Raw genomic sequence first — 14,203 nt, forward strand, 5'->3', positions numbered from 1 at the left:
CCGCCATCAATACACCACCACCGAGCGGATGGATTCGCCCGAATGCATCAGGTCGAAGCCCTTGTTGATGTCTTCCAGCTTCAGCGTGTGGGTGATCATCGGGTCGATCTCGATCTTGTGGTCCATATACCAGTCGACCAGCGTCGGCACATCGGTGCGGCCGCGCGCGCCGCCGAAGGCGGTGCCTTTCCACACCCGGCCGGTGACCAGCTGGAACGGCCGGGTGCTGATCTCGGCCCCCGCCGGCGCCACACCGATCACCACCGAGACCCCCCAGCCGCGATGGGTGCATTCCAGCGCGTCGCGCATCACCTTCACGTTGCCGGTGCAGTCGAAGCTGTAATCCGCGCCACCGATCTGGTCGAAGGGCGTCTTGGTCAGATCGACGATCGCCTGCACGACCGAGCCCTCGATTTCCTTGGGATTGATGAAATGGGTCATGCCGAAACGCTCGCCCCATTCCTTCTTGTCGTTGTTCAGGTCCACGCCGATGATCATGTCGGCCCCGGCCATCTTCAGCCCTTGAATGACGTTCAGCCCGATGCCGCCCAGACCGAAGACCACCGCCTTGGCGCCGATCTCGACCTTGGCGGTGTTGATGACCGCCCCAATGCCGGTGGTGACGCCGCAGCCGATATAGAAGATCTTGTCGAAAGGCGCGTCGTCGCGCACCTTGGCCAGCGCGATTTCCGGCATCACCGTGTGGTTGGCGAAGGTCGAGCAGCCCATGTAGTGATAGATCGGCGTGCCATCCAGCATCGAGAACCGCGTCGTGCCGTCGGGCATCAGCCCCTGGCCCTGGGTCGACCGGATCGCCGTGCACAGGTTGGTCTTGCGCGACAGGCAGGACGGGCATTGCCGGCATTCGGGCGTATAAAGCGGGATCACGTGATCGCCCGGCTTCAGCGAGGTGACGCCCTCGCCCACCTCCAGCACCACGCCCGCGCCCTCATGCCCGAGGATCGAGGGGAAGATGCCCTCGGGATCGGCGCCGGACAGGGTGAATTCATCGGTGTGGCAGATGCCCGTCGCCTTGATCTCGACCAGAACCTCGCCCTTCTTCGGGCCCTCGAGGTTCACCTCCATGACGGTCAGCGGCTTGCCGGGCTCCAGGGCGACTGCGGCGCGGGTTCTCATCTGGATTCTCCTTTGGTTTGGCCCATTTTTTGGCCAGTGGGCGGCCGGGGTCAAGCCGATGATCTCCGTTGCCCTGCGCCCCCGGCTCTGGCAGGGTGGCCCGGTCTGTTAACGGGGGTAGTGATGCGCAAGGCGGTCTCGGCGGCGTTCGGTCTGGTGTTGATGGGGCTGGCAGGTGTGGCGGGGGCGCAAAGCGTGACGCCGTCCGCGCGGCTGCCCCTGCAGGACGGGTTCGACCTGCCCGGCGGCGATCTGGGTCCGGTCTTCAACATCAACCAGGCCGCCTGTGTTCAGGCCTGCCTGTCGAATGACGCCTGCACGGCGCTGACCTATAATGCCGCCAGCCGCGCCTGTTTTCCGAAGGCCGATCCGGGCGAGCCGATCCCCTTCGGCGGCGCGCTGTCGGGCGAGGTAATCCGCACCGATCCGATCACCGCCGCCCGTGCCCGCGACCGGGCCGAGGCTGCAGCGGACTGGTTGACGGAATCCGACCGCAACCGCGCGCTGTCCCAGGCGGTGGAACTGGGGCAGACCTATCCCGGCTACGGCATGCCGGTCGAGGATCTGCGCGCCTCGGTCGATGCCTGGCGCGGCAGCGATCCGCGCGGCGCGCTGCGCGCGCAGGGCGCGGTGACGGCGCTGACCGATCTCGCCTCGGACTGGGCTTTGCTGTCGGCGCTGATGACCGCCACCGCCGAGAATGCCGAGGATTCGGGCGCGCTCAGGCAGGCGGCGCTGGATGCCGCCGCCAATGCCTGGCTGCGCGATCCGGGCGACGGGGCCGGCAATCTTGCGCTTTGGGCGCGCGCGGCCGAGGCGCTCGACCGCGGCCGCGACGGTCTGCGGGCGCTGCGCACCGGCCCCGAAGACGCCCCGGCCATCGCCGCGATCCTCGACGAATTCGAAGGGCGTTATGGCTTTCGCGTCACCGATCACACGGTTGCCGGCGACGGGCCGGAACCGCGGCTCTGCATCCTTTTCTCGGATAACGTAGCGCGCAATGTCGACCTGCGCCCCTATGTGGGTCTGCCCGATCCGGCGCTGGGGATCGAGCCGCGCGGCTCGGATCTGTGCGTCACCGGCATGCCGCGCGGGCAGGACATCACCGTGACCATGCGCGCGGGCCTGCCCTCGGGCACGGGCGAAAAACTGCGCCGCGACGTGACGACAACCGCCTATATCCCCGACCGCAGCCCGACCGTGCGCTTCCCCGGCCGCGCCTATGTGCTGCCGGCCTCGGGTGATCTCGGCCTGACCATGTCCACGATCAACACACCCGAGGTGGCGCTGACCCTTTACCGCATGTCGGACCGCAACTTGGTCAGCGCGCTGCGCGACGACATGTTCGGGATGCCGCTGGACGGGTGGCGCGCGGGCAGCTTCACCAGCCAGTTGGGCGAGGCGGTCTGGACCGGTTTGGCCACCATCGCCCCGCCGGCGGGCGGCGGCGCGCATCCGGTGAATGCCGAAGTCGCAACGCGGCTGGACCTGCGCGATCAGGCGGGGCCACTGCTGCCGGGGGTATACGCGCTCAGCGCCGCGGTTCCGAATGCCGATCCCGATGCCAGCCCGGCGGCGACGCAATGGTTCATGGTGTCCGATCTGGGGCTGTCCAGCTTTTCGGGCACCGACGGGCTGACCGTCGCCGTGCGCGGCCTGTCAGATGCGGGCGCCCGTCCGGGGGTCGAGGTGGCGCTGATCTCGCGCGGGAACGCGGTTCTGGGCACGGCGGTGACCGACGATCAGGGCATCGCACGCTTCGATGCCGGGCTGACGCGCGGCCGCGACGCCGCCGCCCCGGCGCTGGTGACCGCCACGCGGATGGAGGGCGAGGCGATTGCCGACCTCAGCTTCCTGTCGCTGCTGGACCCGGAATTCGACCTTTCGGATCGCGGGGTCGAGGGCAACCCGCCCGCGCCGCCGGTCGATGTCTTCCTGGCGCTGGATCGCGGCGCCTATCGGGCGGGCGAGGTGGCGCACGCCACCATCCTCGCCCGCGACGGGCTGGCCGGGGCCATTGACGGGCTGCCGATGCAGGCCCGCATCATCCGCCCTGATGGCGCGGAATTCGCCAAGCTGATGCCCGCCCCCGCGGGTGACGGCGGCTATGTGCTGGACTTTCCGATCCCCGCAACCGCGCCGCGCGGGGCCTGGCGCATCGACCTGCGTGTCGAGGAGGATGGCCCCGCGCTTGCCTCGGCCCGGATGCTGGTCGAGGATTTCCTGCCCGAGCGCATCGACTTCGCGCTGGAACTGGGCGATGCGCCGCGGCCGCCCTCGGGCGTGCTGACCACCGACATCGCCGCGCGCTGGCTGTTCGGCGCCCCCGCCGCCGATCTGCCGGTCGAGGGGCAGATGATCCTGTCGCCGGCGCGGACGCTGCCGGGCTGGGAGGGCTATCAGTTCGGCCGCCACGACGAGACGGAATCCCAAAGCGCCGAGATGCTGGCCGGACGCACCGATGCGCAGGGCAATTTCACCGCCCGCGTGGAACTGCCGGCGGCGCTGGCGAGTGCCACCCGCCCGTGGAATGCGGAATTGCGGCTGGACGTGCTGGAAGGCGCGGGCCGCCCGGTCGAACGCCGCGACAGCGCGCTGATCCTGCCGGCGAAACTGGCGCTCGGGATCAAGCCCGGCTTTGACAGCGGCACCGTGGCCGAGAACAGCGAGGCGGCATTCTCGGTCGTGGCGCTCGGCGCCGACCTCAGCCCGCAGGCGGGCAGCTTCACCTGGGAACTGAACAAGATCGACACCGATTATCAGTGGTATGCCATCGACGGCGACTGGCAGTGGGAGCCGGTGACCACCCGCAGCAGCGCGGGTTCGGGCAGCATCACGCTCGCCGCCGGCCAACCCACACCGCTGTCGGTTCCCGTCACCTGGGGCCAGTTCGAGCTGGTGTTGAAAGGCGCCGACGGCTCTGAAAGCTCGGTCCTGTTCGACGCCGGCTGGGGTGCGGTCTCGACCGCGCAGGACACCCCTGACCGGCTGCGCGTCACGCTGGACAAGCCCGCCTATCGCCCCGGCGAGACCGCCACCGTCACCTTCGAGGCCCCGGCCGCGGGCGCGGCCCTCGTCTCGGTCATGTCGAACCGGTTGATCGCGCTGGAAACCGTGGCCACCACTGCCGGCACCAATAGCGTGCAATTGCCGGTCACCGATGACTGGGGCGCGGGCGTCTATGTCGCCGTCAGCGCCATCCGTCCGGTGGCCGAGGATGCCGGCCACGCCCCGGTGCGCGGCATGGGGCTTGCCCCCGCATCCGTCGATCCCGGGGCGAAACTGCTGAAGGCCTCGCTCGAGGCTCCGGCCGAGACCGATCCCCGCCAGGACGCCCAGGTCACCCTGCGGGTCGAGGGCGCAGCCGCGGGCGAGACCGTTCACGCCACCATTTGGGCGGTCGATCAGGGCATCCTGAACCTGACCGGCTATCAGCCGCCCTCGGCCAGCGACCATTATTTCGGCCAGCGTCGGCTGGGCGTCGGCCTGCGCGATCTTTACGGGCGACTGATCCTCGCCTCGGGGGCTGCGGACGGGGCGATCCGGTCGGGGGGCGATGCTTCAGGGCCGGGCACCACAGCGCCGCCGCCGACCGAGAAACTGATGGCCTGGTTCTCGGGTCCGGTGACGCTGGGGCCGGATGGCACCGCAACTGTCGCGGTGCCGCTGCCCGATTTCAACGGCGAGGTGCGGCTGATCACGCTTGTCTGGTCGAAGACCGGCGTGGGTCAGGCCGATCTGACAATGCTGGTGCGCGACCCGGTCGTGATGACCGTCACCGCGCCCGCCTTTCTCGCGCCGGGCGATCAGGCACAGGCGGAAATCGTGCTGACCCATGTCTCGGGACCGGAAGGCAATGTGGGCCTCAGCGTCGCGCCGGAAGGCGGCGCGGTCACGCTGGCCACCGCCGAATTGCCGGCCTCCGTGCCGTTGGCGACGGGCGAGCGCAAGCCGCTGACGCTGCGGCTGACTGCGCCCCAGACCGAGGGTGCGGCGGGTCTGCGGGTCGCGGCCACCCTGCCCGATGGCCGCACCGTCACCAAGGACCTGCAGATCCCGGTGCTGCGGCTGGACCAGCCGGTCACCCGCGCGCTGCGGATGACGCTGGAACCCGGCGCCTCGGTCACGCCCGATATCGCGTCCTTGGGCACATTCGTGCCCGGATCGGGCCGGCGGACCCTGTCGGCGGGGGTCTATGCGCTGCTGGACATCCCGGCCGCGCTGACGCTCTTGCGCGATTTCGAATATGGCTGCACCGAACAGACCACCTCGGCCGCGATGCCGTTGCTTTACGCGGCGGGTCTGATGCCCGAGGGCGCGCCGCCCTTGCCCGGCGATCCGCCGCGCGACATCGCCGGCGCCATCACCCAGATCCTGACCCGCCAGACCCCCGAGGGCGGCTTCGGATTGTGGAGCGCCTATAACGCCGAGCCGTGGTTGAACGCCTATGTCACCGACTTCCTGTCGCGGGCCCGGCAGGCGGGCCATGCGGTGCCGGATGCGAATTTCCGCCGCGCGCTGACCAGTCTGCAGAACTACCTCAACGCCGCGTCCGATCCGCAATATGCTTCGGCGGACGAGGCTGCGGCCATGGCCTATTCGGCCTATGTGCTGGCGCGGGAACGGGCGGCGGTGGTCAGCGATCTGCGCTATTACGCCGATATGGGTGCTGAAAGTTTCGCCACGCCGATGGCGGCGGCGCAACTGGGGGCGGCGCTTGCCTTCCTGGGCGACCAGCCCCGTGCCGACCGCATGTTCGGTCGCGCCGCCACGCTGATAGCGGCCCAGACCGACCCGCAGGGCCTGCGTCGCGATTTCGGCACCGCCCTGCGCGATCGCGCCGCCGTGCTGGCGCTGGCGACCGAGGCTGGTTCGCAGCGTATCGACCGGGGCGCGCTCGCCGCAGGGATCGCGCGCGACATCGCCAGTCGCGACGGTTACGGCCTGTCGACGCAGGAAGCCCTGTGGACCGTCATGGCCGGGCAGGCGCTGATCTCGGGCCAGGACCCGGCGCAGGGGGTGACGCTGGGCGGCGCGCCGCTGCCCGGCCCGGTCGCCGATCTGGGCGATGCGGCCGCGCCCCTCGCCCAGCCGCTGGGCAATGCGGGCAGCGCGCCGGTCGACGTGACGCTGTCGGTCACCGCCATCCCGACCGGGCTGGTGGCGGCGGGCGGCACCGCCTTCCAGATCACCCGGCGCTATTTCACCCCGGAAGGCCAGCCGGTCGATCCCACGCTGGTCGCTCAGGGGCAGCGCATGGTCGCGGTGCTGGAGATTACCGCCTTCAACGAAGGTCAGGACGGCCGGCTCATCATCACCGATCCGCTGCCCGCCGGGTTCGAGATCGACAACCCCAACCTGATCGCGGCGGGCGAGCTGTCGGGCCTCGACTGGCTGCAGGGCGACACCCAGACCGAAATGACCGAGTTCCGCAGCGACCGTTTCGCCGCCTCGGTCGAATTCGGCGGGGCGGGCACGCTGCAGCTGGCCTACCGGCTGCGGGCGGTAACGCCGGGCAGCTTCCACCACCCGGCGGCCACCGTAGCCGATTTCTACCGCCCCGAGCGCCGGGGCTGGACCGATAGCGGTGCGACCGTCGTCGCGCCGTGACCGCAACCCGGCCCGACGCAGCGGCCGGCGGCTCATCGCGGGGGCACTCGCGCTGGGGCTGGTGGCGGGCGCGTCGGATGCGGGCCGCGATGCCTTCGGGCGCTGGCTGGACGCCACGCCCCTGCCGCCCCTGGCCGTGCCCACCGGGACCGAGGTGCTGGCCCGCGACGGCAGCCTGCTGCGCGCCTTTCAGGTCGGCGACGGGCTGTGGCGGCTGGCCCCGCCGGCAGACGGGATAGACCCACGCTTCCTGCAGATGCTGGTCGCGTGGGAGGATCGCCGCTTTGCCGAACATGCCGGGGTCGATGCCCGCGCGGTGATCCGCGCCGCGGCCCAGGGGCTGCGTCACGGACGGATCGTGTCGGGCGCCTCGACCCTGTCGATGCAGACGGCACGGCTGCTGGAACGCGGCCCCACCGCCGACTGGCGCGCCAAGCTGCGCCAGGCCCGGCTGGCGCTGGCGCTGGAACGGCGCATCGGCAAGACCGGGATCATGGCGCTGTATCTGCGCCTCGCGCCTTATGGCGGCAATACCGAAGGGGTGCGCGCCGCATCCCTGATGTGGTTCGGCAAGGAACCCACCCGGCTGACGCCTGCCGAATCGGCGCTGCTGGTCGCCCTGCCGCAGGCGCCCGAAAGCCGCCGCCCCGACATCCCGGCCCGGCGCGAGGCTGCCCGGATCGCCCGCGACCGTGTCATCGACCGGGCCCGGGCGGCGGGGATTCTCGATGCCCAGGCCGCCGATCTGGCCCGCGCCACGCCGCTGCCACAGGCGCGCCGCGCCTTTCCCGCCCACGCCGCGCTGCTGGCCGAACGGCTGCGTCAGGCCCATCCCGGCGCCGCCCGGATCGAAACCACCATCGACCCGCGGCTGCAACGCGCCGCCGAGGCCCTCGTCGCCCGCGCCACTGCCGGCCAGTCCGAACGCATCTCCGCCGCAGCCATCCTCGCCGACCATGCCACCGGCGAAATCCTGGCCGAGGTCGGCACGGCCGATTTCGGCAACACCCCTCGCGCCGGTTTCATCGACATGACCCGCGCGCTGCGCTCGCCCGGATCGACGTTGAAGCCCTTCGTCTACGCCTTGGGCTTCGATGATGGGCTGATCCATCCCGAAACCCTGATCGAGGACCGCCCCGCCGTCTTCGGCCGCTGGCAGCCGGAGAATTTCGACCGCCGCTTCCGCGGCACCGTCACCATCCGCGAGGCGCTGCGCCAGTCGCTGAACGTCCCCGTTGTCCGGGTGGCCGAGGCGCTTGGTCCCGCCCACATCATGGCGGCCCTTCGCCGGGCGGGCATGCGGGTCGAAACCAATGGCGCGGCGCCGGGCCTTGCCGTGGTGCTCGGGGGGGCGGGGGTGTCGCTGCATGACCTCGTGGCCGGCTATGGGGCGCTGGCGCAGGGCGGCGTGGCGGTACCGCTGCGCGAGACGCCGCTGCAAGGAACCGCCCCGGAACCGGCACGCCTGATCAGCGCCGCCGCCGCCTGGCAGATCGCCGATATCCTGTCACAGATCCCCGCGCCCGAGGGCCGCAGCCCCGGCCGCATCGCCTATAAGACCGGCACCAGCTACGGCCATCGCGACGCGCTGTCGGTGGGCTTCGACGGGCGCTTTGTCGCGGGCGTCTGGCTGGGGCGCCCTGACGGCACGCCGGTTCCCGGCGCCTTCGGCGGCCAGTTGGCCGCGCCGCTGCTGTTCGACCTGTTCGACACGCTCGGTCCCCGCGCGCGCCCCCTGCCGCCGCCGCCGCCCGAAACCATCATCGCCGCCAATCCTCAACTGCCGCCGCCGCTGCGCCGCTTCTTGCCCAAAGGCAGCACCAGCCCGGCCCCCGCGCGTCCCGGCGCACCCGTCACCCCCCCGGCGGACCCGCTGGTCATCGTCTTTCCCCCCGATGGCGCGGAACTGGAACTGGCCGGCGCCACCATCCCGGTGCGCCTGCGCGGCGGCGTGCCGCCCTATACGTGGTTGTTGAACGGCGCGCCTGCCGCCATTTCCATCCGCGACCCGGTAGCGCAACTGCCCGGCGCGCCCGGCATGTCGGAACTGTCAGTCACCGACGCCGCCGGCACCACCCGGCGCGCGCGCCTGCGCATGATCGCGCCCAAGGTATCAGTCAAAACCCCGCGAGCGGGCGAAATCCGACAAAAATAGTTTGACTGTCATCCCCATATTTGATGGAACGGGCATATCCGAGAAAAAGACTCTCCGTTTCCCCGAGGACGCAGCCATGATCATCTGCCACTGCAACCAGATCTCTGATCGCGACATTCGTGCCGCGGTCCGCTGGATGCGCGCCTCGGACCCTGATACCATTGTCACGCCGGGCAAGGTGTATCACGCGCTCGGCAAGCGCGCCGATTGTGGCGGCTGCATGAAGCTGTTCGTCTCTGAGATGCGGGCCGCCGATGGCTTCGCGGTCAGCGACCCCCAGCAATTGCCGCCGATTCTGACCGGTCTGCGCAACAAGGCGTAAGGGTGACAGGAAAGGAAGACGAATGAAGGGCGATGCAAAAGTCATCGAATATCTCAACGCAGCACTGCGTTCGGAACTGACGGCGGTCAGCCAGTACTGGCTGCATTACCGCCTGCAGGAAGACTGGGGTTACGGCCGGATCGCCGACAAGTCCCGCGCCGAATCGATCGAGGAAATGCACCACGCCGACCGGCTGATTCAGCGCATCATTTTCCTTGAAGGCCATCCGAACCTGCAAAAGCTGGATCCGCTGCGGATCGGCCAGAACATCAAGGAAACGCTGGAAGCCGACCTCGCCGGCGAGCATGACGCCCGCACTCTCTATATCGAGGCGCGCGATCATTGCGAGAAGGTGGGTGATTATGTCAGCAAGGACCTGTTCGAGGATCTGATCGCGGATGAGGAAGGCCATATCGACTTTCTCGAAATCCAGCTCCGCCTCCATGGCGAGATCGGCGCGCAGAATTACGGGTTGCTGAACGCCAAGCCGGCCAACGAAGCCGAGTAACCGCCCTCGCAAAACCAAAAGGCGCCGCGAGCGCGACGCCTTTTTTCATTCTGGCCATATATCCCGGGGTGAATTGGCCGCAGGCCAAGAGGGGCAGCGCCCCTCCCGCCTCCTATTCCAGCTCGATCAGCAGATCCTTGGCGTCGATCTGCTGGCCGGGGCTGACATGGACCGCCTTCACGATCCCGTCGCGATCGGCATGGATGGCAGTTTCCATCTTCATCGCCTCGATGGTCAGCAGCAGATCGCCGGGATTGACCTTCTGCCCGGTCCTGGCCGCGACCGTGGCCACCACGCCTGGCATCGGCGCGCCGATATGGGTGGTATCGGCCGGATCGGCCTTGGGCCGCGCAGTCGCCTGGGCGCCGCCCGCGCGGTTCGGGACACGGATATTGCGGGGCTGGCCGTTCAACTCGAAGAAGGCCTTCACCTCGCCCTTCTCGTCGGTCTCGCTCAGCGCTTGCAGGCGGATTTCCAGCGTCTTGCCGGGGTCGATCTCGACACTGATCTGATCGCCGGGCTGCATGCCATAGAAGAAGCTGCGCGTCGGCAGCGTCCGCACCGGCCCGTAAATCTGGTGGCGTCCCATGTAATCCAGAAACACCTTCGGATACATCAGATAGCCGTTCAGATCCTCGTTATCGATCGTCTTGCCATCCAGTTGGCTGGACAGATCGGCGCGGGTGGCTTCCAGATCGACCGGCGCCATCGAGGCACCGGGCCGGGTCCGCATCGGCGCCTCGCCCTTCAGGACCTTCTTCTGCAGGGCCTCGGGCCACCCGCCCGGCGGCTGCCCCAGATTGCCACGCATCATGTCGACCACGCTGTCGGGGAAAGCCACCTCGACGGCGGGATCCTCGACCTGCGCACGGGTCAGACCCTGGCTGACCATCATCAGCGCCATGTCGCCCACGACCTTGGACGAGGGCGTCACCTTGACAATATCGCCGAACATCTGGTTGGCATCGGCATAGGCCTGCGCCACTTCATGCCAGCGGTCCTCCAGCCCCAGCGACCGCGCCTGCGCCTTGAGGTTGGTGAACTGGCCGCCGGGCATCTCGTGCAGATAGACCTCGGATGCGGGGGCCTGAAGCCCGGATTCGAAGGCGGCGTAATCCTCGCGCACGCGTTCCCAATAGTTGGAAATCTCGCGGATCGCGCTGATGTCGAGGCCGGTGTCGCGGTCGGTCCGGGCCATCGCCTCGACGATGGAGCCGAGCGTCGGCTGCGAGGTATTGCCCGACAGCGCGTCCATGGCCCCATCGACGATATCGACCCCTGCGGCCGCGGCGGCGATATAGGTCGCCCCCCCCATGCCCGAGGTATCATGCGTGTGAAAATGGATCGGCAGGCCGACCTCGTCCTTCAGCGCCTTGATCAGCACGCTGGCGGCGGCGGGCTTCAGAAGCCCTGCCATATCCTTCAGCCCGAGGATATGCGCGCCCGCATCCCGAAGCTCTTTGCCCATGGAAACATAATATTGCAGGTCATATTTCGCGCGGTCGGGGTCAAGAATGTCGCCGGTATAGCAGATCGCGGCCTCGCAGATCTTGCCGCTGTCGATCACCGCATCCATGGCGACGCGCATGTTCTCGACCCAGTTCAGGCTGTCGAAGACGCGGAACACGTCGATGCCGGTTTCCGCCGCCTGCTTCACGAAGGCCTGCACCACATTGTCGGGATAGTTGGTGTAACCCACCCCGTTCGAGGCCCTGAGCAGCATCTGCGTCAGCAGGTTCGGCATCGCCGCGCGGATGTCGCGCAGCCGCTGCCACGGGCATTCCTGCAGGAAGCGATAGGCCACATCGAAGGTGGCGCCCCCCCAGCATTCGACGCTGAACAGCTGCGGCAGGTTGGCGGCATAGGCAGGCGCGACCCGGATCATGTCGATGGACCGCATCCGTGTCGCCAGCAGCGACTGGTGACCGTCACGCATGGCGGTATCGGTGACCAGCAGGCGGCTTTGGGCCGCCACCCAGTCGGCCACGGCCTGCGCGCCCTTTTCGTCCAGCAATTGCTTGGTGCCGGCGGGCGGCGGGGTGACATGCGGTTTCGGCGCGACCGGCGGATGCGCCTCGGCCGGCGGGGCGGCGCGGCCGGCGGTTTCGGGATGCCCATTGACGGAAATATCGGCCAGATAGGTCAGAATCTTCGTCGCCCGGTCCTGACGCGCCCGGAACTCGAACAGCTCGGGCGTGGTGTCGATGAACTTGGTCGTATAGGTATTGTCGAGAAAGGTCGGGTGTTTCAGCAGGTTGATGACGAAGTCGATGTTCGTGCTGACGCCGCGCACCCGGAATTCGCGCAGCGCCCGGTCCATCCGGCGGATCGCCTGTTCGGGCGTCTGCGCCCAGGCGGTGACCTTCACCAGCAACGAGTCGTAATACCGCGTGATCACCCCGCCCGCATAGGCGGTGCCCCCATCCAGACGGATCCCCATGCCGGTCGCGCTGCGATAGGCGGTGATGCGGCCGTAATCGGGAATGAAATTGTTCTGCGGATCTTCGGTCGTCACCCGGCATTGCACGGCGTGGCCCGACAGGGTGACATGTTCCTGATCGGGGGTGCCGGTCGCCACGGCAAGGGTCTCGCCCTCGGCGATGCGGATCTGGGCCTGCACGATGTCGATGCCAGTCACTTCCTCGGTGACGGTATGTTCCACCTGAATGCGGGGGTTCACTTCGATGAAATAGAACCTGCCGCTGTCCATATCCATCAGGAATTCGACGGTGCCGGCGTTCTGATATCCCACCGCGCGGCCGATCTTCAGCGCCAGTTCGCAGACCTCGGCGCGCTGTTCGTCGGTCAGATAGGGCGCGGGCGCGCGTTCGACGACCTTCTGGTTGCGGCGCTGCACGGTGCAGTCGCGCTCGAACAGGTGATAGAGACCGCCGTGGAGGTCGCCCAGCAATTGCACCTCGACATGGCGGGCGCGCAGAATCATCTTTTCCAGATAGCCCTCGCCATTGCCGAAGGCGGCTTCGGCCTCGCGCCGGCCCTCGCGGACCTTTTCGGCCAGTTCGTCGGGGCCGTTGATCGGGCGCATCCCGCGCCCGCCGCCGCCCCAGCTGGCCTTCAGCATCAGCGGATAGCCGATCTCGGCGGCTTCGGCCTTGATGGCGTCGAAATCATCGCCCAGCACTTCGGTCGCGGGGATGACCGGGACGCCCGCCTCGATCGCGACCCGGCGCGCACTGGCCTTGTCGCCGAGCGCGCGCATGGTGTCGGCCTTCGGGCCGATGAAGATGATCCCCTCGCGTTCGCAGGCATCGACCAGTTCGGGGTTTTCCGACAGCAGCCCATAGCCCGGATGGATCGCATCGGCGCCGGATTCCTTGGCGACGCGGATGATTTCCGGGATGGAGAGATAGGCCGCCACCGGGCCCAGCCCCTCGCCGATCCGGTAAGCCTCATCCGCCTTGAAGCGGTGCAGGCCCAGCTTGTCTTCCTCGGCATAGACGGCGACGGTTTTCTTGCCCAGCTCGTTGGCGGCCCGCATGACGCGGATGGCGATCTCGCCACGGTTGGCGATCAGGATCTTGCGAATCTCGCGCATGGCGCTCCCCCGAGTTTCTGCAACTGCGAAGGACAATACTGATCGCCGGACGGTTGTAAACGCGCGATGACAGTCGGTCCGGTTAGCTGCCTGTTTTCTAGGCAGCGAGATCCACCCAGACCGGCACGTGGTCAGAGGGCTTCTCGCCCGCGCGAGCGTCGCGGTCCACACCGGTTTCGCGAACAAGATCAGCAGCCTGTGGCGACAGGAGAAGGTGGTCGATGCGGATGCCGTTATCGCGCTGCCAGGCCCCGGCCTGATAGTCCCAGAAGGTGAAGGGGCCGCGCGGCCCGAACGGGTCCGAATCGCGCAGGGCGTCGGTCCAGCCCTGTGCTGCGATGCGGCGAAAGGCGGCGCGGCTGTCGGGCAGGAACAGCGCATCGTCCAGCCACTGGCCGGGATTGGCGGCATCGCGCGGCTCGGGGATGATGTTGTAGTCGCCCAGCATCACCACCGGCATTTCCGAGGCGAGCAGTTCCGCCGCACGGGCCCGCAGGCGTTCCATCCAGGCCAGCTTATAGGCGTATTTCGGTCCCGGCGCCGGGTTGCCATTGGGCAGATACAGCCCGGCGATGCGCACGGCGCGCGCGCCCACCACCGTCGCCTCGATATAGCGGGCCTGTTCATCCTCGAGATCGCCCGGCAGGCCGCGCGTCACATCCTCGAGCGGCAGCTTCGACAGCAGGGCCACGCCGTTGAACCCCTTCTGGCCGTGCACCACGACATTATAGCCCAGATCCTCGATCATCTGGACGGGGAAGCCCTCGTCCACGGTCTTGATTTCCTGCAGCGCCACCAGATCGGGCTGGGCGGACTGCAGCCAAGCGGTCAGCGCCTCGATCCGGGCCTTGACGCCGTTGATGTTGAAGCTTGCGATTTTCATGGCTGCATCATGCGGCGGCCCGGCACGCTTGG

At 68.4% G+C, this 14,203-nt stretch carries 7 protein-coding genes; 4 read left to right on the forward strand and 3 right to left on the reverse strand.

The window, feature by feature from the left end; translation table 11 throughout:
* Nucleotides 1-6: 6 nt before the first annotated feature.
* Complete coding sequence (locus H1S04_RS10465; RefSeq protein WP_181745478.1) at nucleotides 7-1,137, reverse strand: S-(hydroxymethyl)glutathione dehydrogenase/class III alcohol dehydrogenase; 1,131 nt, start codon at nucleotides 1,135-1,137, stop codon at nucleotides 7-9.
* A gap of 123 nt (nucleotides 1,138-1,260) precedes the next feature.
* Here H1S04_RS10465 and H1S04_RS10470 point away from each other — a divergent pair, with 123 nt between their 5' ends.
* The 4 genes from H1S04_RS10470 (at nucleotide 1,261) to bfr (ending at nucleotide 9,732) form a co-directional block, all read left to right on the forward strand.
* On the forward strand, nucleotides 1,261-6,747 hold the full coding sequence (locus H1S04_RS10470) for an alpha-2-macroglobulin family protein (RefSeq protein ID WP_181745541.1): 5,487 nt from the start codon (nucleotides 1,261-1,263) through the stop codon (nucleotides 6,745-6,747).
* Nucleotides 6,725-8,902 carry a penicillin-binding protein 1C gene (gene pbpC, locus H1S04_RS10475; RefSeq protein WP_298948230.1) on the forward strand — a complete coding sequence of 726 codons (2,178 nt, stop codon included), beginning with the start codon at nucleotides 6,725-6,727 and terminating at the stop codon, nucleotides 8,900-8,902. Before H1S04_RS10470 ends, pbpC begins: the two co-directional genes overlap by 23 nt.
* A gap of 76 nt (nucleotides 8,903-8,978) precedes the next feature.
* Complete coding sequence (locus H1S04_RS10480; protein WP_181745542.1) at nucleotides 8,979-9,224, forward strand: bacterioferritin-associated ferredoxin; 246 nt, start codon at nucleotides 8,979-8,981, stop codon at nucleotides 9,222-9,224.
* Nucleotides 9,225-9,246: 22 nt separating this feature from the next.
* On the forward strand, nucleotides 9,247-9,732 hold the full coding sequence (gene bfr / locus H1S04_RS10485; protein WP_181745543.1) for a bacterioferritin: 486 nt from the start codon (nucleotides 9,247-9,249) through the stop codon (nucleotides 9,730-9,732).
* A 112-nt stretch (nucleotides 9,733-9,844) separates the two neighbouring features.
* Here bfr and pyc read toward each other — a convergent pair whose 3' ends face one another.
* Together pyc and xth are read right to left on the reverse strand one after the other, a co-directional pair.
* Nucleotides 9,845-13,288, reverse strand: a complete 3,444-nt coding sequence (gene pyc, locus H1S04_RS10490; RefSeq protein WP_181745544.1) for a pyruvate carboxylase — start codon at nucleotides 13,286-13,288, stop codon at nucleotides 9,845-9,847.
* Between the two features lie 97 nt (nucleotides 13,289-13,385).
* Nucleotides 13,386-14,171: an exodeoxyribonuclease III gene (xth, locus tag H1S04_RS10495; protein WP_181745545.1), complete on the reverse strand. Its 786-nt coding sequence runs from the start codon at nucleotides 14,169-14,171 to the stop codon at nucleotides 13,386-13,388.
* Nucleotides 14,172-14,203 lie beyond the last annotated feature (32 nt).

This window comes from Paracoccus sp. S1E-3 (genome assembly GCF_013868135.1).
Taxonomy (GTDB): domain Bacteria; phylum Pseudomonadota; class Alphaproteobacteria; order Rhodobacterales; family Rhodobacteraceae; genus Paracoccus.

Coding starts and splice junctions, on each gene's coding strand:
- H1S04_RS10465 (WP_181745478.1), bottom strand. CDS start 1,137: ATGAGAACCCGCGCCGCAGTCGCCCTGGAGCCCGGCAAGCCGCTGACC.
- H1S04_RS10470 (WP_181745541.1), top strand. CDS start 1,261: ATGCGCAAGGCGGTCTCGGCGGCGTTCGGTCTGGTGTTGATGGGGCTG.
- H1S04_RS10480 (WP_181745542.1), top strand. CDS start 8,979: ATGATCATCTGCCACTGCAACCAGATCTCTGATCGCGACATTCGTGCC.
- bfr (WP_181745543.1), top strand. CDS start 9,247: ATGAAGGGCGATGCAAAAGTCATCGAATATCTCAACGCAGCACTGCGT.
- pyc (WP_181745544.1), bottom strand. CDS start 13,288: ATGCGCGAGATTCGCAAGATCCTGATCGCCAACCGTGGCGAGATCGCC.
- xth (WP_181745545.1), bottom strand. CDS start 14,171: ATGAAAATCGCAAGCTTCAACATCAACGGCGTCAAGGCCCGGATCGAG.